This window comes from Geodermatophilus sp. SYSU D00814 (genome assembly GCF_054050055.1).
In genome coordinates this window covers 40,334-56,780 of the sequence record NZ_JBJGYP010000012.1, presented here as the reverse complement: position 1 = coordinate 56,780, position 16,447 = coordinate 40,334, and the positions used below count along the sequence as shown (strand labels likewise).

Annotated in this window: 15 protein-coding genes; 14 read left to right on the top strand and 1 reads right to left on the bottom strand. The window is 74.7% G+C overall.

Annotation, left to right across the window (positions count from 1 at the left end):
• Nucleotides 1–4 precede the first annotated feature (4 nt).
• A complete protein-coding gene (locus tag ACI780_RS11290) occupies nt 5–1,405 on the bottom strand; it encodes a threonine/serine ThrE exporter family protein (RefSeq protein WP_456871927.1) in 1,401 nt (466 codons plus the stop codon).
• Nucleotides 1,406–1,605: 200 nt separating this feature from the next.
• Here ACI780_RS11290 and ACI780_RS11285 point away from each other — a divergent pair, with 200 nt between their 5' ends.
• From ACI780_RS11285 to ACI780_RS11220, 14 genes are all read left to right on the top strand, one after another.
• Nucleotides 1,606–1,989: a hypothetical protein gene (locus ACI780_RS11285; RefSeq protein ID WP_456871926.1), complete on the top strand. Its 384-nt coding sequence runs from the start codon at nt 1,606–1,608 to the stop codon at nt 1,987–1,989.
• Between the two features lie 216 nt (nt 1,990–2,205).
• Nucleotides 2,206–3,471, top strand: a complete 1,266-nt coding sequence (locus tag ACI780_RS11280; RefSeq protein WP_456871925.1) for an ROK family transcriptional regulator — start codon at nt 2,206–2,208, stop codon at nt 3,469–3,471.
• 75 nt (nt 3,472–3,546) lie between these two features.
• Nucleotides 3,547–4,848 carry an ROK family transcriptional regulator gene (locus tag ACI780_RS11275; protein ID WP_457002948.1) on the top strand — a complete coding sequence of 434 codons (1,302 nt, stop codon included), beginning with the start codon at nt 3,547–3,549 and terminating at the stop codon, nt 4,846–4,848.
• 217 nt (nt 4,849–5,065) lie between these two features.
• Nucleotides 5,066–6,367, top strand: a complete 1,302-nt coding sequence (locus ACI780_RS11270) for an ABC transporter substrate-binding protein (RefSeq protein ID WP_457002946.1) — start codon at nt 5,066–5,068, stop codon at nt 6,365–6,367.
• Nucleotides 6,368–6,442: 75 nt separating this feature from the next.
• Nucleotides 6,443–7,396 carry a carbohydrate ABC transporter permease gene (locus tag ACI780_RS11265; protein WP_457002944.1) on the top strand — a complete coding sequence of 318 codons (954 nt, stop codon included), beginning with the start codon at nt 6,443–6,445 and terminating at the stop codon, nt 7,394–7,396.
• Nucleotides 7,397–7,408: 12 nt separating this feature from the next.
• Nucleotides 7,409–8,242, top strand: coding sequence for a carbohydrate ABC transporter permease (locus ACI780_RS11260; protein WP_456871921.1), 834 nt, complete (start codon nt 7,409–7,411; stop codon nt 8,240–8,242).
• Between the two features lie 157 nt (nt 8,243–8,399).
• Nucleotides 8,400–9,311 (top strand): redoxin family protein, encoded by a 912-nt coding sequence (locus ACI780_RS11255; protein ID WP_457002943.1) that lies wholly within the window; start codon nt 8,400–8,402, stop codon nt 9,309–9,311.
• Between the two features lie 26 nt (nt 9,312–9,337).
• Nucleotides 9,338–10,564, top strand: a complete 1,227-nt coding sequence (locus tag ACI780_RS11250; protein WP_457002941.1) for an ABC transporter ATP-binding protein — start codon at nt 9,338–9,340, stop codon at nt 10,562–10,564.
• A 13-nt stretch (nt 10,565–10,577) separates the two neighbouring features.
• On the top strand, nt 10,578–11,588 hold the full coding sequence (locus ACI780_RS11245; RefSeq protein ID WP_456871918.1) for a sugar phosphate isomerase/epimerase family protein: 1,011 nt from the start codon (nt 10,578–10,580) through the stop codon (nt 11,586–11,588).
• A complete protein-coding gene (locus ACI780_RS11240; protein WP_456871917.1) occupies nt 11,588–11,974 on the top strand; it encodes a C-glycoside deglycosidase beta subunit domain-containing protein in 387 nt (128 codons plus the stop codon). Before ACI780_RS11245 ends, ACI780_RS11240 begins: the two co-directional genes overlap by 1 nt.
• Nucleotides 11,975–11,985: 11 nt before the next feature.
• Entirely contained in the window at nt 11,986–12,396 is a 411-nt protein-coding gene (locus tag ACI780_RS11235; RefSeq protein ID WP_456871916.1) for a C-glycoside deglycosidase beta subunit domain-containing protein, read from the top strand.
• The gene (locus ACI780_RS11230) at nt 12,393–13,424 is read left to right on the top strand and encodes a sugar phosphate isomerase/epimerase family protein (protein ID WP_457002939.1); all 1,032 of its coding nucleotides are present in this window, start codon (nt 12,393–12,395) and stop codon (nt 13,422–13,424) included. Before ACI780_RS11235 ends, ACI780_RS11230 begins: the two co-directional genes overlap by 4 nt.
• On the top strand, nt 13,421–14,941 hold the full coding sequence (locus tag ACI780_RS11225; RefSeq protein WP_456871914.1) for a GMC oxidoreductase: 1,521 nt from the start codon (nt 13,421–13,423) through the stop codon (nt 14,939–14,941). The genes ACI780_RS11230 and ACI780_RS11225 overlap by 4 nt, the downstream gene beginning before the upstream one ends.
• Complete coding sequence (locus ACI780_RS11220; RefSeq protein ID WP_457002937.1) at nt 14,938–16,446, top strand: GMC oxidoreductase; 1,509 nt, start codon at nt 14,938–14,940, stop codon at nt 16,444–16,446. The genes ACI780_RS11225 and ACI780_RS11220 overlap by 4 nt, the downstream gene beginning before the upstream one ends.
• Nucleotide 16,447 lies beyond the last annotated feature (1 nt).

Sequence of the window (16,447 nt, the reverse complement as noted above, 5' to 3'; positions counted from 1 at the left end):
CGGCTCAGTCGGTGGTGAGCGCGCGGCGGCGGACCCGCTCGTCGTAGCGGTCCCGCCCGCCGCGCAGCGGCCGGCCGAGGTACTCGCCGAGCGTGACGCCGGCGGCCAGGGCCAGCCCGACGGCCGCGGCCCCGACGAGGATGGCGGCCCCCTCGTCGAGGCGGGCGTCGACGACGATCGCGAACAGGCCGTGGTAGACCGCCAGCCCGGGCAGCAGCGGCACGATGCCGCAGACGGCGACGAGCTGCGGGGGGACGCGCAGCCGTCCGGTGAGCACCTCCCCGCAGAAGCCGAGGACGACGGCCGCGACGCCGCCGGCCAGCGGGGGTCCGGCGCCCAGCCCGCCCGCCGCCCAGGACGTCGACCAGGCGAGCGCCCCGGCCACCGCGGCGAGCGCGACGGCGCGCGGCCGGGCGTGGCAGGCCAGCGCCCAGGACGCGGCGATGCCGGCCGACGCGGCCAGCGCGACGGCGAACGAGGTCGCAGCGGCGGTGTCGATGACCTGCAGCGGGAGCCCGGCACGCCGCGCCAGGTCCAGGACGCCGGCGATGCCCACGACGATGCCGGCGGTCAGGGTCACCACCTCGAAGGCCCGGGCCACGGCCGTCACCGGGAAGCCGTTGATGGCGTCCTGGGCCGCACTGACGAGGGACAGCCCGGCCAGCAGCACCACGATGCCGGCCGCGACGACCAGGGAGGTCCGGACGTCGACGTCCCAGACGAGCAGCAGGACGGCGACCCCGGTGGCCAGCGCCGCCCCGGCGACCTGCTGGAAGAACAGCGGCAGGCTCCGCCGGGCGAGCACGCGCATCACCTGCTCGACCAGGGCGGTGGTCAGGGCCGCGAGCAGGGCCTCCCGCCAGCCGCCGCCGAGGACGAGGCCGAAGCACGCGGCGACGCCCGCCCAGCCCAGCGCGGTCACGCTCCGGCGGTAGGTGGTCGGCGCGGAGACCACCCGGTCCAGCCGGCGGTGCGCCTCCTCGACGTCGACGTCGCCGGCGCCCACCGCGCGGGCCAGGTCGGTGACGCCCTGCAGGCGGGTGTAGTCCAGCCGGCTGGTGCTCACGACCCGCATCGCGGTGAGCGGCACGGCGTTCTCCCGGTCGTAGCTGACCGTGATCGAGGTGAAGGTGACGTCCACCGAGCAGCTGGTGAGCCCGTAGGCGGCGGCCACCCGCAGCACGGTCGCGGTCGCATCGGCCGCCGACGCCCCGACGGCCAGCATCGACGCCCCGATGCGCAGCGCGAGCCCCAGCGCGGCGTGCGCGGCGAGGTCGTCCATCCGGCTGGCCTGGGCCCGCAGGCCGATCGGCGCGGTCGGCGGGCTGGTCCCCGCGATCGCGCGCCAGGCCCGCTCCGGGAGGCGCGCGGCGGGCAGGGGACGACGCGGGGGCCAGGTGGGCACGCGTCCACGCTAGGTGCGGCGCGATCCGCCCGGCTCGGGTCCCACCGGGGCGGTCGACCCGCCGGCACCGGTCCGGCGGCGGGAGCGGTGACGCGCCAGTGACGCGGGCGTGATGGGGGCTGCGCAGGATCGCGCACGACCGAGCGGCCGGGAGACGTGAACCGGTGGGACCGCTCGACCGGGAAGAGGAGGGATCCCCCATGTCCGAGCAACCGTACGAGCAGCCGGCCCTCAGCGACGAGGCGCAGGCCCAGGCCCGCCAGGCCATCGACGAGTCGGCCGAGCTGGCCGCGGGGATGCTGTACGCCGTCGTGAACGGGGACGGTACCCTGGCCAGGGGCTCCGGGGTGGCGTCGGCGACCAAGCTGTTCGACGGCCAGTACGAGGTCATCTTCCGGCGCGACGTCGCGCGGGGCGCCTTCCTGAGCACCATCGGGCTGTCCGCCGACTCCGGTGCGTCCCCGCCCGGCGAGATCATCGTCAACCTCCGCGTGGGCACCACCAACGGCGTGTTCGTGATGACCTTCGACAGCACCGGCAAGGCCGAGGACCGGTCGTTCCACCTGGCCGTGGTCCTGCCCTGATCCCCGAGGGCACGGGCACCTGCGCGACCCGGCCCCGCTCTGCCGTCGGGCGAGCGGGGCCGGCTGCCGTCCGCGGGGACGTCGACCGCGACGTCCGGTGGCCCCGGAGGCCGGCGCGGTCCTGCCCCGTCGGGACGACGTCGGGGCCGTGACACGTCACGGGACGGCTCCGCGACCGATGATGGTGGCCGAGCCGTTCCGGGAGGAGACGTCGTCGTGCCGAGTGACCGCTACACCGGCCTGGCTGCCGTGCTCGCTGCCATCCGCAGCGCGTCCGACACCACGCAACCCCAGCTCGTGGAGCAGGTGGGCCTCGGCCGCAGCGTCGTCGCGCAGCGGGTCGCGGAGCTGGAGGCGGCCGGTCTCGTCGTCTCCAGCGGGTTCGGTCCCTCGACCGGGGGCCGGGCACCGCGCCGCCTGCGCCTCAACGGCGACGCCGGGTACGTGCTCGGTGCCGACATCGCCACCAACGAGCTCGTGGTCGGGGTGGCCGACCTCTCGGGCACCCTGCTCGCGACGCGGCAGCGGGAGATCGACGTGGTCGACGGCCCGGAGATCGTCGTCGGCGCCGTCGAGCAGCTGGCCGCCGAGCTGGTCGAGGAGGTCGGCGCGCACCGGAGCCCCTGGTCCTTCGGTGTCGGCATGCCCGGGCCGGTGGCCTACGCCAGCGGCGAGCCGGTCGCCATGCCGACGCTGCCGGACTGGAGCCGGCACCCCACCCGGGAGCGGCTGGCCGAACGGTTCGGGGTCCCGGTGTGGGTGGACGACCGGACCAACCTGTCCGCCCTCGGCGAGCGCAGGGTCAACCCGGTCGCGGCGCGCGCCCGGCACATGATCTACCTCGGTGGCGGCTACGGGCTCGGCGCCGCCGTGGTGCTCGACGGCCGGATCCACCGGGGCGCCCACGGGCTGGCCGGCGGCATCGACCACGTCCCGGTGCCGGGCGCGGACGACGTCGCCTGCCACTGCGGCCGGACGGGGTGCCTGGAGGCGGTCGCCGGGCGCGCGGCGCTGGTCCGCGACGGCCGGCTGCTGGCGGAGACGGCGCAGAGCCCGGCCCTCGCCCGGGTCCTGGCCCGCACCGGCCGGATCCGCCCGGTCGACGTCACCGAGGCCGCGGGGAACGGCGACGTCGCGGCCCGGGCGCTCCTGCACCGCAGCGCCACCATGATCGGGCGCAGCCTGGCGATCCTCGTCAACGTGTTCGACCCCGACCTGGTCGTGGTGGGCGGTGGCATCGCCCGCGCCCGCGCCCACGTGCTGGCGGCCATCCGCGAGGAGGTCTACCGGTCGGCCCTGCCGGCGGCGACGCGCGACCTGCGGATCGAGCCGTCCGCCTTCGACCAGGAGGTCGCCGGGATCACCGGTGCCGTCGAGTTCGCGCTGGGGGAGCTGTTCGGTCCCGAGCACCTGGCCACGGTGCTCGACGGCCGCACCGGCGCAGCCGCCGTCACCGCCCTGGAGGAGGACCTGCCGGCCTGAGCGGCGGGCCCGCTTCGGCTTCCCGCCCGGCCTACTTTCTCCGCACGGAGGTAGAAGTCCGGCTACGCTCCGTCCGTGACTGCGGACACCTGGCACGGGGACGGGGCGCCGGCGTCCGGTGAACGGCTCGACGGTCTCGTGGCCGTCCTCGACGCCATCCGCTCGGCACCGGTCACCCAGCCCCAGCTCGTCCAGCGGCTCGGCCTGGGCCGGACCGTCGTCGCCCAGCGCGTCGCACGCCTGGAGGCGGCCGGGTTGGTCGTGCAGGACGGGCTCGCGCCGTCCAGCGGCGGGCGGTCACCGCGCCGGCTGCGCCTGCAGCGGACGGCGGGGATCGTCGCCGGCGCCGACATCGGGGCAACCGGCATGGTGGTGGGGCTGGCCGACCTCGAGGGCACCGTGCTGGTGGAGGCCCGGGAGCGCGTCGACGTCGCCGACGGCCCGGACGCGGTGCTGAGCCGGGTCGAGCGACTGGTCGAGGACCTGCTCACCCGGCTGCCCGCCCCGCGGCCGCTCTGGGGTCTCGGGGTGGGCGTCCCCGGCCCGGTGGAGTTCTCCACCTCCCGGCCCGTCGCCCCGCCGATCATGCCCGGCTGGGACGGCTACCCGATCCGGGAGCGGCTGGCCGGCCGGTTCGCCGCGCCGGTGTGGGTGGACAACGACGTCAACGTGCTCGCCCTGGGCGAGGTGCGGACGAACCCGGCCGCCGCCGGGGCGCAGGACGTGCTGTACGTCAAGATCGGCACGGGCATCGGCGCCGGCCTGGTCTCCGGCGGGCGGGTGCACCGGGGGGTGAACGGCTGCGCCGGCGACATCGGGCACGTGGCCGTCGCCGAGGCCGACGCGGTCGTCTGCCGCTGCGGCAACGTCGGCTGCCTCGAGGCGGTGGCCGGCGGGGCGGCGCTGGCTCGCGAGGGGCGCCTCCTGGCCGAACGCGGGGACAGTCCGGTGCTGGCCGGGGTCCTCGCGGCGAGGGGGGACCTGGCCGCGGCGGACGTCACCGCCGCCGCCGAGCGCGGGGACCCCGCCGCCCGCGCCCTGCTCGCCCGGACCGGCCGGCTGGTCGGCAGCACCCTGGCGACCCTCGTGAGCTTCTACAACCCCGGCCTGGTGGTGCTCGGGGGTGGTGTGGTGCACGCCGGCGACCACGTCCTGGCGGTCGTCCGCGAGGCGGTCTACCGGCGGTCGTTGCCGCTGGCGACCCGCACGCTGCGCATCGACCCGTCCGTCCTCGGCGAGGCCGCCGGGCTGGCCGGGGCCGTCCACCTCGTCCTCGACAACCTGTTCGCGCCCGGCCGGCTCGCCGCGTGGCTGTCCTGGGGCTCCCCCGCCGGCCACCCGGAGATCGCGGGCACGCCCGACCGCACCCCGGCCTGACCCGGCTCCCGGCCCGGGTCGACGGCTGGCCCAGGGCATCACCGCGGCTGATGCCGCGCATCAGCAGCGTTACGCCCTCGTTGCATTGACTTCCTCCGCTGACTGGCAGAAGTATGTGGTTGCCATCACGCGGACGGTGTCGCGAGAGACCGGACGCGGTGCTCAGCCCCAGCGTCGCAGCCGTCCGGAACGCGGACACCAGCAGAGAGGCAGCCACATGACCCAGCAACGCCACCGGGGGCTCCGCCGCATCGGCGTCCTCGCCGCCGTGCCGGCCCTGAGCGCACTGACGCTCGCCGCGTGCGGGGGCGGTGACGACGCCGGTGCCTCCAGCGGCTCCGGCGGGTCCTCGGACAGCTTCACCTTCGCCTTCGAGAACGCCTCGGGCGGCCAGCAGAACCCCTGGCAGCTGCTCGCCGACCAGTACGCCGAGGAGACCGGCGTCCAGGTCGAGACCCAGGGCCTGCCCCCGGACAGCTACGGCCTGAGCATGCGCACCCAGCTGCAGGGCGGCAGCGGCCCCGACCTCCTGATGGTCTCGCCGGGCGCCGGCAACGCCAACGCGGTGCTGCCCCTGGCCGAGGCCGGCTACATCGAGGAGCTCGGCGAGGAGTCGGCGGCCCTCGTCCCCGAGGGCAACGAGACACTGTTCGAGATCGACGGCAAGGTCTACGCGCAGCCGACCGACATCATCCCCGTCGGGGTGGTGTGGAACTCCGGCGCCGCCTCCGACACGGGCGTGGAGTTCCCCGCGGACGAGTCCGCGATGCTCGACGACTGCGGCACCCTCGCCGGCGACGGGAAGTCCTTCCTCGCCGTCGCGGGGTCCGCACCGCCGAACATGGGCCTGATGGCCATGGCCATCTCCGCCACCCGGGTCTACTCCGAGACCCCGGACTGGAACGAGCAGCGCTCGGCCGGTGACGTGAGCTTCGCCGACAGCGAGGGCTGGCAGGCCACCCTGCAGACGATCGTCGACATGAACGAGGCCGGCTGCTTCCAGCAGGGCGCGGCCGGCGGCGGCTTCGACGCCATCACCCAGGGCCTCACCCAGGGCAGTTCGCTCGGGGCCTTCGTCCCCGGCGCCGCCGCGACCGAACTGGCCAAGGCCACCCCCGGCCTGGAGCTGCAGGTGGAGCCGTTCCCGCCGGCCGACGGTGGTGAGCAGTTCCTGCTCGCCAGCCCGAACTACGCCCTGTCGATCAACGCGGCAGCCGACGACGGGGCCAAGGAGGCCGCGCAGGAGTTCCTCGCCTGGATGGCCGAGCCGGAGAACGCAGCCCGCTTCACCGAGCTGCAGGGTGGGGTCGCCATCACCGGGGTCGACGAGAACCTCTCACCGGTGTACGAGCCGGTGGCCGACCTGCTGGAGAACGGCGACTACGCCCCGCTGCCGAACCTGGCGTGGCCCAACCCCGGCGTCTACGACGCGCTGTCGACCGGCGTCCAGGGCCTGCTCGCCGGCCAGGGCGACGTCCAGTCCGTGCTCGAGTCGATCGACCAGGCCTGGGACCAGTGACCCGGGCCGGCTGACCCCGGCACCACTCCCGACCGCACCACAGACCGCACCTCCGGACGCACCGAGGGACTGACGATGACCGCAACCATGGGCACCCCGCAGGACACCGGTGCAGTCGTCCGGGGCACGGTCCCGGCCGCCGGGGGCGGGCGCTCCGCCCGCTCCCGGCGCACCCGGCCGCTCATCACCTACGGCCGCTGGTGGTGGGCACTGCCCGCCGTCCTGGCGGTGCTGCTCATCCACTACATCGCCACCGCCGGCGGTGCGCTCTACGCCTTCACCAACTGGACCGGGGTCGGCGACTTCGACTTCGTCGGGCTGGACAACTTCCGCCGCATCGTCGAGGACCCGGCCCTCATCGGGTCGCTGAAGAACACGCTGTTCCTCGCCTTCGGCTTCCTGATCGCCACGAACGTCTTCGGCCTGCTGCTGGCCCTGGCGCTCAACCGCACGCTGAAGACGCGCTACCTGCTCCGGGTGCTGTTCTTCATGCCGGTGGTGCTCAGCCCGCTGGCGGTCTCCTACATCTGGAAGTTCATCTTCGACTTCAACGGCCCGCTCAACGGCGTCATCGGCTGGTTCGGCGCGGCGCCGAAGACGTGGCTGGCCGACCCGGACCTGGCGCTGTGGGCGGTGCTGGTCGTCATGGCCTGGCAGACGACCGGCCTGGTGATGGTCATCTACCTGGCCGGGCTGGCCACCGTGCCGGTGGAGATCGAGGAGGCCGCGGCGCTCGACGGCGCCAGCACCTGGCGGCGGTTCCGCCACGTCACCCTGCCGTCGATCCGCCCCTCGGTGGCGATCGCCTCGACCCTCATGCTCATCCAGGGCCTGCGGGTGTTCGACCAGGTCATGGCCCTCACCGGCGGCGGTCCCGCCGGCGCCACCGAGACCCTGGCCACGCAGGTCTACAAGGAGACGTTCGCGCTCAGCAACTTCGGCTTCGGCGCGGCCCTCGCCCTCCTGCTCACCCTCATCATGCTCGTCTTCTCGGTGCTGCAGCAGGCTGCCACCAAGGACCGGTCGTAAGGGATCCGTGCCATGTTCCGATACACGAAGGCCACGGCGCTGCGCGAGGCGCTGGTGTGGGTCGTCGCCCTGCTGACCCTGCTGCCGTTCTACTTCCTGGTCATCAACGCGCTCAAGCCGGACGAGGAGCTGCTCACCACCGGCTCCTCGACCCCGCCGAGCCGGCCGACGGTGGAGAACTTCACCGAGGTGCTGACCGCCGGTGGCGACTCCAACATCCTGCTGGGCCTGTTCCACAGCGTGGTGATCACCGCCGGGAGCATCGTCGGCCTGGTCGCCTTCGGCTCGCTGGCCGCCTACGTGCTGGCCCGCACCACGGCTCGCTGGGGCACCGTCGCGTTCTACCTCTTCCTCGTCGCCATCGTGCTGCCGACCCAGCTGGGGCTCATCCCGCTCTACATCGGCGCCCGGCAGCTGGGGCTGGTCGGCTCGGTCTGGGGGATGGTCATCCTGTACGTCGGCACGCTGATGCCGCTGGCGGTCTTCCTCTACGCGGGCTTCTTCCGGAACCTGCCGCGGGACTACGAGGAGGCCGCCGCGCTCGACGGCGCCAGCCCGGCGCGGGTGTTCTTCCGGGTCGTCCTCCCGCTGATGGCGCCGGCGACCGGGACGGTGGCCATCCTGACCGGGCTCATCGTGTGGAACGACTTCTTCTCGGCGCTGATCTTCCTCGGCGGCTCGGAGAGCCAGACGCTGACGGTGTCGATGTACTACTACGTCGGGTCGCTGGTCTCCGCCTGGAACAAGATCTTCGCCATCGTGATCATCTCGATGATCCCGATCCTGGCCTTCTACCTCTTCGCCCAGAAGCGCTTCATCCAGGGCTTCGCCGGCGGCATCAAGTAGCCGCCCGCGCGCCCGCCCGCCGGCGGGCCGCGCCTGCTACCGACGCCGGTGGCACTCACCGGCGGGAGCGGGCAGCCGTGTCATCTCCTTCCTCCGATCCTCGGAAGAAGTAACCGATCCCGGTCACGGACGTGGCCCGACACCCGAGGGAGTCCCCGTGAGCGACCGCCTCCTCGTCGACAGCCGGCTCGCCGTCGGCGACCCCGCGCCGTCGTTCGTCCTCCCGGACACCGGGGGCTCGGCGGTCGGGCTCGACGCCGCGGCGCACGCCGCGACCGTCGTCGTCTTCACCGCCAACGGCTGCCCCTTCGCCCGGGCCTGGCACGACCGCGTCCAGGACGTCGCCCGTGCCTACGCCGGCCGGGACGTCGCCGTGCTGCAGGTGGTGAGCAACGACGAGACCGACCACCCGGAGGACTCCCTCGAGGGCATGCGGCAGCGCGTCGCCGCCGGCGAGGTCGCCGGCCCGTTCCTCCGGGACGCCGAGCAGGCCGTCGCGCGGGCCTACGGTGCGACCGCGACCCCCGAGGTCTTCGTCGTCGACCGCGCCGGGGTGCTGCGCTACCACGGCGCACCCGACGGGGACCACGACGACCCGGCCCAGGACGCGGCGTGGCTGCGCGCCGCCCTCGACGACGTGCTGGCCGGGCGCGAGGTCGTCCGCGCGGTGACGTCGCCGGCCGGCTGCTCCCTCAAGTGGCGGGTCGAGCTGCTCTGGTGGGCCGGCTGCCCGACGCACGACCGCGCCGCCGACCTGCTGCGCGACACCCTCGCCGACCTCGGCAGGGGCGAGGTCCACGTCGTCGAGCGCGAGGTCCGCACCCGCGAGGAGGCCGCGACCCTCGGCTTCCCCGGGTCACCCACCTTCACCGTCGGGCGGCGCGACCTCTTCCCCGTGGACGCGCAGCCCGCCCTCACCTGCCGCGTCTACGCCCGCGACGGCCGCGGCTCACCGCTGCCGGGGGCAGCCGACCTCGCCGCCCGGCTGCGGGCGGCCCTCGCCCGCCCCTGGGACCTCCCGCACTGGGTGGACCCCCGCACGCCGGCACCCGCCGACAGCCCGTCCTGACCCACCCACCCGCAGCAGGAGCAGCCATGGCATCGATCACCTACGACCGCATCACCAAGCGGTACCCGGACGGGACGCAGGCCGTCGCCGAGCTCGACCTGTCCATCCGCGACGGCGAGTTCCTCGTCCTCGTCGGTCCCTCCGGCTGCGGCAAGACGACGGCGCTGCGCATGGCCGCGGGCCTGGAGGAGATCTCCGACGGCCGGCTGCTCATCGGCGACCGCGTCGTCAACGAGGTGCACCCCTCGCAGCGCGACATCGCGATGGTCTTCCAGAGCTACGCGCTCTACCCGCACATGTCGGTGCGGGAGAACATCGCCTTCCCGCTGCACTGCGCCGGTCTCGCCAAGGGCGAGGTGACGTCGCGGGTGGACCGGGCGGCCGACGCCCTCGGCCTGACCGAGCTGCTCGACCGCAAGCCCAAGGCGCTCTCCGGCGGGCAGCGGCAGCGGGTGGCCATGGGGCGGGCGATCGTGCGCCAGCCGCAGGCCTTCCTCATGGACGAGCCGCTGTCCAACCTCGACGCCAAGCTCCGCGGCCAGATGCGCGCCGAGATCCGCAGCCTGCAGCGCGAGTACCGCACCACCACGCTCTACGTCACCCACGACCAGGTCGAGGCGATGACGATGGGCGACCGCATCGCCGTCCTGCGCAAGGGCGTGCTGCAGCAGCTGGGCACCCCGGACGAGCTCTACGAGTCCCCGGCCAACCTCTTCGTCGCCGAGTTCATCGGCTCCCCGCCGATGAACGTCCTGCGCGCCACCGTGACCCGGACGCCGGCCGGCGCCGAGATCGTGCTCGGCTCCCAGCGGCTGGCGCTGCCGGCCGGGGCGCTCGACGCCCACCCGGCGCTCGCCGGGGCGGACGCCACGCCGGTCGCCCTCGGCCTGCGTCCCGAGTCCCTGCGCGAGGCGGCCGGCGCCGACCCCTCCTGGCCGCGGCTGAGCGCCGACGTCGAGCTGGTGGAGAACCTGCCGCCGGAGAAGCTGGTGCACCTGCGCGTCGACGCCGACCCGGTGGTCACCGAGGCGACGCTGGAGATCGCCGCCGACGTCGACGCGGCCGCCGCCGAGGACCTGCGGGCTCTGGGCTCGGGCTCGGTCCTGCACGCCCGGCTGCCCGGGACCGCGGCCGTCCGCGAGCGCACCCGCGCGCAGTTCGCCGTCCCGCCGTCGGCGCTGCACTTCTTCGACCTGTCGACCGGGCAGGCCATCGCCCCGCAGTCCCCGCGGCTGGCCGCGGCGACCGCCTGACCGGGAGGACCCCGTGAGCGCACCGGCACACCAGATCAAGCGGGGCGTGAGCCTCTACTCGTTCCAGGAGGAGTACTTCCTCCGGACGCTGTCCGTCGAGGACTGCATCCGCGTCGCCGGCGAGATCGGCGCCCGGGGGATCGAGATCATCCCCGAGCAGATGATCCCCGGGTTCCCCCACGTCAGCGACGAGTTCGTCGAGGACTGGTTCGCCTGGATGGAGCGGTACGGCACCACGCCGGTCGCCACCGACCTCTTCCTCGACACCAAGCTGCACCCCGACCGGTGGCTGACCCGCGAGGAGCAGGTCGCCTCGATCTGCCGGGACGTCGACATCGCCGTCCGGCTGGGGGCGCGCATCGTCCGGGCGATCATCAACACCCCGCCGGAGGTCATGGAGGAGGCGGCGCCCTACGCCGAGGAGCAGGGCGTCCGGCTGCTGCTCGAGGTGCACGCGCCCTTCCACTACGAGCACCCGTGGATCCTCGAGCACCTCGAGGTCATGCACCGCACGGGGTCGCCGGCGCTGGGGCTCATGCCCGACATGGGCACCTACGTCGAGCGCTTCCCGCGGGTGGTCAGCGAGCGCGCCCTGCGCGACGGGGCCGAGCCGGAGCTGGTCGACCTGATCGTGCAGACCTACGACGACCACGGCGACACCCACGCGCTCATGGACGTCGTCAACTACCGCGGCGGCGGACCGGTCGACTTCGGCCTCGCCCGGCAGGCGACGCACTACACCTGGTCCGAGCCCAAGTCGATGCTCGAGCACATGCCCTTGATCGGGCACGTCCAGGCGAAGTTCTACGAGATGACCGACGACGGCACCGAGTACTCGATCCCCTACGACCGGATCGTCCCGGTGCTCGTCGAGGGCGGCTTCGACGGCCACCTGTCCAGCGAGTACGAGGGCAACCGGCACGTCCAGGACGCCTTCCCCGTCGACAGCGTCGAGCAGGTCCGCCGCCAGCACGCCATGTTCGCCCGCCTGCTCGGCGAGACCACAGGAACGGAGCCCTGCTGATGTTCGACAGGTACATCGTCTGCGAGGAGGGCTTCCGGGCCCTCGACGACGGCCGCACCGGCGGGGTCGTGGAGGTCCGGATGCCGTACTACCGGGGCCTGGCGCTGTCGATGGTCGAGGCGGTCGACCTCGTCCTCGACGGCCGGCCCGTGCCGCCGTCGCGCACCACGTTCACCGTGCACGGGCGCACCTACGGCTTCGACCGGCTACCGCACACCACCGACGACCGGTGGGAGATGGGGGAGCGGGCGCAGCTCGCCTTCCAGACCGACGAGCCGCTGGCACCCGGTGAGCACGAGGTCACCGTCACCGTCCGGCTGCGCATCTCGTACATGCCGGTGCCCGGCGGTGGGCGCGACAGCAAGCGCCTGACGCTGGCCGCCTGAGAGGAATCGACATGGGACCCCTCGACGACCAGGTGGTGCGCGCCGACTCGCTCACCGCCACCCCCGACGGCCTCGACATCGCCGTCTACTCGCACTGGTACCGCGCCCTGCCGCTGCCCTCGCTGGCGCGCGTCGACCTCACCGTCGACGGCCGGCGGATCGACCCGGCGCAGCTGTCGGTCACCGTCAACGGCACCCGCCACCCGCTGCCGGAGGTGGCCTCGGCCGGGGACGAGTACTGGTTCACCACCGACCCGCTGGTGCTGCACACGCCGGTCGAGACCGCGCCCGGCCGCGAGCACCGGGTCCAGCTGCTGCTGGGCCTGTCGATCCCCTACATCCTCACCGGCCCCGACCGGGTGCCCCTCGTGGCGCCCAGCGCCACCGACAAGACCCTGACCGCGGCGGGAGCACGCTCGTGACGGACACCGCACCGGGGCTGCCCCGCCTCGGCACCACCCTGTTCAGCCTCACCCTGGAGCAGCGCCGGCCCGGCCGGGACCTCGCGAGCCTGGTCGGCGAGGTCGCCGCCCGCGACCTCGGGCCCGGGCTGGAGATGGTCGCCTTCCAGAGCCTGCGCGGCTGGCCACGGCTGTCCGCGGACCAGGAGCGCGAGGTCCGCGGCGTCATCGAGTCCTCCGGCCTCACCCCGTCGTGCCTGGCGATCAACAACGACCTCGGCCTGTACCCGGGCCGGCTGCTCACCGACGACGAGTCCTACGAGTACGTCGCCGTCCAGCTGCGCGGGGCGGCCGCGCTCGGCTTCCCCGTCGCGCGCGTCGGCATCGAGACCGGCCCGGCGATCCTGGAGCGGCTGCTGCCGCTCGCCGAGGAGCTCGGGGTGGCGGTCGGCGTCGAGATCCACGCGCCGCTCACCATCGACGCCCCGCCGGTCGCCGCGCTGGAGGAGCTGTTCACGCGGCTGGACACGCCCTGGCTGGGCTTCATCCCCGACATGAGCGCCAGCATGCGGGCGGTCCCGGACGCCGTCGACGACGCCCACCGCGCCGCCGGCATCGCCCCGGAGCTCACCGCGCTCGCGAAGGAGCTGTGGGCCGAGCCCGGCCCGACGATGGCCAAGTTCCCGGAGCTGGAGCAGCGGGCGGCCGAGGCCGGCGCCACGCCGCCCCAGATCGGCAACCTCAAGATGCTGTTCACCATGCACGGGCGGATGGCGCCCGAGCGGTGGGCCGACTTCTTCCCCCACGTCGTGCACGTGCACGGCAAGTTCTACGGGATCGTCGAGGGCCCCGACGGCCTCACCGACCCGTCGATCGACTGGCCGGCCGTGGCCCGCGTCCTGCGCGAGCAGGGCTACGCCGGCTACGTCTCCAGCGAGTACGAGGCGCACGCCTACAGCGACCGGTACAGCGCCTTCGACCAGGTCCGCGCGCAGCACGACATGCTCAAGCGGCTGCTCGAGGCCGAACCGGCGGTGGCGGCGCGATGAGCACGACGAGCACGCCCCACGACGTCGTCGTCGTCGGCTCCGGGCCGGTCGGCACCGCGGTGGCCCGGGAACTGGCCGACACCGGCTCCGGCCTGCGCGTCCTGGTGCTCGAGGCGGGGCAGGCGCTCGGCGACCCGGCCGGCGGCCACGTGAAGAACATCGTCGACGTCGAGGCCCGCGACGCCGCCCTCGCGGCGCTGGCGACCGGGCCCGGCCCGCTGCCGGGCGGCACCCCCGCCCGGCCGGGCACCACCCTGGTCGGGGCGGCCGCCATGCCCAACGCGGCCGTCTCGACGAACGTCGGCGGGATGGGCGCGCACTGGACCGCGGCCTGCCCTCGGCCGGTGGACGACGAGGTGCCCGGCTGCGTCGACCCGGCGGTGCTCGACGAGGCGCTGTCGCGCGCCGAGGCGCTGCTGGCGGTGACCACGCACGCCTTCGACCGGGCGCCGCTCACCGGTGCGGTGCAGCGGGTCCTCGGCGAGCTGTTCGACCGGCCGCACCGCCGCCCCGCCGGGCCGATGCCGGTCGCGGTGTCCGTCGGCGAGGACGGCTCGCTGCACTGGACCGGCCCGGCGATCATCGCCGGTGACCTGTGGGACCGGCCCGACGTGGAGCTGCGCACCGGCACCCTGGCCCGGCGCATCCTGCGGGACGGCGACCGTGTCACCGGCGTCGAGGCGGTCGACCTCGCCTCCGGGGAGCGGTACGAGGTCCCCGCCCGCGCCGTCGTCGTCGCCGCCGACGCCTTCCGGACGCCGCAGCTGCTGTGGGCCTCCGGCATCCGGCCCGAGGCGCTGGGCCGCTACCTCACCGAGCACCCGCAGGTCATGGCCGCCTCGCTGCTGGACGAGCGGTACGTCCCGGCGGACGCCCCCGTCGACGCCGACCTCCCGGCCACCGCCGCCGCCGCGCCCGGGGGCGGGGCGATCGTCCCGGTCTCCGGCGTCTCCTGGGTGCCCTACGCCGCCGACCGGCCGTTCCACGGCCAGGTCATGCAGATGGACGCCTCCCCGGTGCCCCTCGACCCCGGGACCGCCGTGCGCCCCGGCCAGGTGGTGGGTCTGGGCTGGTTCTGCCGCAAGGAGCTCTCCCCGGACAACCGCGTCCGGTTCGACGAGGACGCCGGCGACGAGCACGGGCTGCCGGCCATCCGCATCGACTACGCGCTCAGCGACGTCGACCGGGCCTCGATCAGCGCGGCCGTCGAGGAGATCCGCCGGGCGGCGCAGGCGCTCGGCCGGCCGCTGGGCGAGCCGTTCGTCATGCCCGCCGGCAGCTCGCTGCACTATCTGGGCACCACCCGGATGGGCGCGGCGGACGACGGCAGGAGCGTCTGCGACCCGACCGGCCGGGTCTGGGGCACCGCCAACCTCTACGTCGGCGGCAACAACGTCATCCCGACGGCCACCGCCTGCAACCCCACCCTGACCGCCGTCGCGCTCGGCGTGCTCACCGCCCGGGCCGTGGCCGCGCAGCTGACCCCCACCACCGTCGCCGAGGAGGCGCACGCATGAGCCCCCGAGTCCTCGTCGTCGGCAGCGGGCCGACCGGCGCGACCTACGCCCGGCTGCTCCTGGAGCAGGTGCCCGACGTCTCCGTGCTGATGGTCGAGGCGGGCCCGGTCGTGACCCGGCCGATCGGCATGAACGTCAAGAACGTCCCCGACGCCGACGAGCAGGCCGCCGCCCGGCTCGCGTCCCAGGGGCCCTCGCACGAGAGCGGTGTCTCCGGCATCCCGGGCGGTGTCGTCGTCGAGGGCACCATCACCGCCCGGCAGGGCACCCACCTCATCGGCCGGGCCGCCGAGGGCTCGCCCGGGATGCCCGCCGCCGCCGGGGCGACCTGCGTCGGGGGACAGGGGGTGCACTGGACGTGCGCCACGCCGGCCCCCACCGGGCCCGAGCGCGTGCCGTTCATCGACGACGCCGAGTGGGAGCGGCTCGTCGCGGCCGCCGAGGCGCTGCTCCACGTCCACCGGCCCTCGTTCGAGGGCGCGCCGCAGGCGACGGCCATCCTGCAGCGGATCCGCGACGAGTTCGCGCCGGACGGCATCACCGTCCGGCCGCTGCCGGTGGCCGCGGACCCGCGGGCCGACGGCTCGCTGCGCTGGAGCGGCACGGACGTGGTCCTCGGTCCGCTGGCCGACGGCGCGCACGGCGACCGGTTCACCCTCCGCGCCGAGACGCTCTGCGTCCGGGTGCTCCGGGACGGCGACCGGGCCGTCGGCGCCGTGCTGCGGGACCGGCGGACCGGCGCCGAGGAGGAGGTCCGCGCCGACGTGGTCGTGCTGGCCGCCGACGCGCTGCGCACGCCGCAGCTGCTGTGGGCCTCGGGCATCCGGCCCGAGGCGCTGGGCCGGTACCTGACCGAGCACCCGCTGCTGTTCGGCGTCGTGGCCGTGCGGCCGGACGTCCTCCCGGCGCGGGACGACGCGTCGGGACCCGTGGACCCGATCCGGGCGATCGTCGCCATCCCGTTCGACGAGGAGCGGCACCCCTACTCCGCCCAGGTGATGTACAGCCCCGTGTCGCCGGCGCCGCTGCCGGAGGGCAGCCGGTTCCGCGACAACCCGGCGGGCTACGTCGGCATGGGCTGGGGCATCCGCAAGTGGCCGCGCGCGCAGGACCGGCTGACGTTCGAGGACGACCGGCCGGACGAGAACGGCCTGCCCGGCATCCGGATCGCCTACGAGCTCACCGAGCGGGAGGAGGCCGACTTCGAGCGGGCGCGCAAGCACCAGGCCCGGGCGGCCGCCGCGCTGGGGGAGTTCGTCGACGGGATGCCCAAGGTCATGCCCGCCGGCAGCTCGCTGCACTACATGGGCACCGTCCGGATGGGCCCGGCCGACGACGGCACCAGCGTCTGCGACCCCTTCTCGCGGGTGTGGGGCGTGCCCGGCCTCGTGCTCGCCGGCAACGGGCTCATCCCGACCGCCAACTCGATGAACCCGACGCTGACCAGCGTCGCCCTCGCCGTGCGGGGCGCGACCGCGCTGGCCGCCGACCTGGGGGAGGACTGAC

What these genes read in the sequence shown, in the direction of transcription:
- ACI780_RS11285 (WP_456871926.1), top strand. Translation starts at nt 1,606, where the DNA reads ATGTCCGAGCAACCGTACGAGCAGCCGGCCCTCAGCGACGAGGCGCAG.
- ACI780_RS11270 (WP_457002946.1), top strand. Translation starts at nt 5,066, where the DNA reads ATGACCCAGCAACGCCACCGGGGGCTCCGCCGCATCGGCGTCCTCGCC.
- ACI780_RS11265 (WP_457002944.1), top strand. Translation starts at nt 6,443, where the DNA reads ATGACCGCAACCATGGGCACCCCGCAGGACACCGGTGCAGTCGTCCGG.
- ACI780_RS11260 (WP_456871921.1), top strand. Translation starts at nt 7,409, where the DNA reads ATGTTCCGATACACGAAGGCCACGGCGCTGCGCGAGGCGCTGGTGTGG.
- ACI780_RS11250 (WP_457002941.1), top strand. Translation starts at nt 9,338, where the DNA reads ATGGCATCGATCACCTACGACCGCATCACCAAGCGGTACCCGGACGGG.
- ACI780_RS11240 (WP_456871917.1), top strand. Translation starts at nt 11,588, where the DNA reads ATGTTCGACAGGTACATCGTCTGCGAGGAGGGCTTCCGGGCCCTCGAC.
- ACI780_RS11235 (WP_456871916.1), top strand. Translation starts at nt 11,986, where the DNA reads ATGGGACCCCTCGACGACCAGGTGGTGCGCGCCGACTCGCTCACCGCC.
- ACI780_RS11225 (WP_456871914.1), top strand. Translation starts at nt 13,421, where the DNA reads ATGAGCACGACGAGCACGCCCCACGACGTCGTCGTCGTCGGCTCCGGG.
- ACI780_RS11220 (WP_457002937.1), top strand. Translation starts at nt 14,938, where the DNA reads ATGAGCCCCCGAGTCCTCGTCGTCGGCAGCGGGCCGACCGGCGCGACC.